Consider the following 1,012-nt stretch of genomic DNA (forward strand, 5'->3'; position numbering starts at 1 on the left):
TGAACATTCAAAACTACGGCAATACCTCTGCGGCAACGGTGCCAATTGCATTGTGTGAGGCGGTAGAGCAAGGCCGAGTAAATCCTGGCGATAACATGCTTCTGGCTGCGTTTGGTGCAGGTTTGACGTGGGGTGCAGCAGTGCTGAAGTGGGGTGACCGCGTAACGCCAATTGGTGAAAGTGATGCGGCTCTGCCTGAGTGTGAGCAATCCGCTCTAGAATTGCTTGAGCGTGCTATCAAGCTTTGTAACGAACGTCGTCGTGACGAAGTTTAATGAACGTTCGTTAACATAGATGATATTGCAAAGGGAGCATTGCGCTCCCTTTTTGACAATTAAATAAACGAAACTAAGCTGCTTAGCTTAAGCCATAAAGCCAAGGTTAGATGTGGTGAAATTACGGATGTTCGGGAATACGTATTCCAATGCGGCATTGTCACTCACGCCCATCCACTGTGCGAGAGTTGAGCCAACTTGGTCTGCGGCAATAGCCGGAATCAACCGACCTTTTGAGTAATCATCTTGCCCTCCAAGTGTTAACTCTGGCCACGTACCGATCGGCGCACTGCCATTTACCGCACTACCTATCAATAACTGATGACCGCCCCAGCCGTGATCGGTACCGTTACCATTATTGGTCATTCGTCGACCAAAGTCAGACATCGTAAACGTGGTCACGTTTTTACTCATACCGAGCTTATCAACTGCGCGATACATGGCATTTAGGTTGGTGGCGAGATCTTCGAGTAACAAAGGGTGTCGCGCGAGTTGCGAGTCATGTAAGTCGTATCCTGTATGTTTTACAAAGAACACTTGTCGCTGCTGACTAAGCGCACTCTGGCTGGCGATCAATTTGTACACGGTCTGCATTTGTTTGCCGAGTGTAGAAGAGGAGAATAAAGGCGCGTCGTCGATCAGTTTCAGTTGCTCCGCGAGGATGTTGCTCATCATCATGGATTCGTCGACCATCAAATTAAAATGCCCACTGAACGGGTGATCTGCGCTGTGTGAGA

Annotated in this window: 2 protein-coding genes; one reads left to right on the forward strand and one right to left on the reverse strand. The window is 48.8% G+C overall.

The features are described from left to right. On the forward strand, positions 1–275 hold a 275-nt coding region (locus R7R78_RS24575), incomplete at its 5' end, for a 3-oxoacyl-[acyl-carrier-protein] synthase III C-terminal domain-containing protein (protein ID WP_318119549.1). A gap of 87 nt (positions 276–362) precedes the next feature. Here the strand turns inward: R7R78_RS24575 and R7R78_RS24580 are convergent. Continuing rightward, a partial coding sequence (locus R7R78_RS24580; RefSeq protein ID WP_225474431.1) for a DUF1501 domain-containing protein occupies positions 363–1,012 on the reverse strand: 650 nt, incomplete at its 5' end.

This window comes from Vibrio sp. 2134-1 (assembly GCF_033339495.1).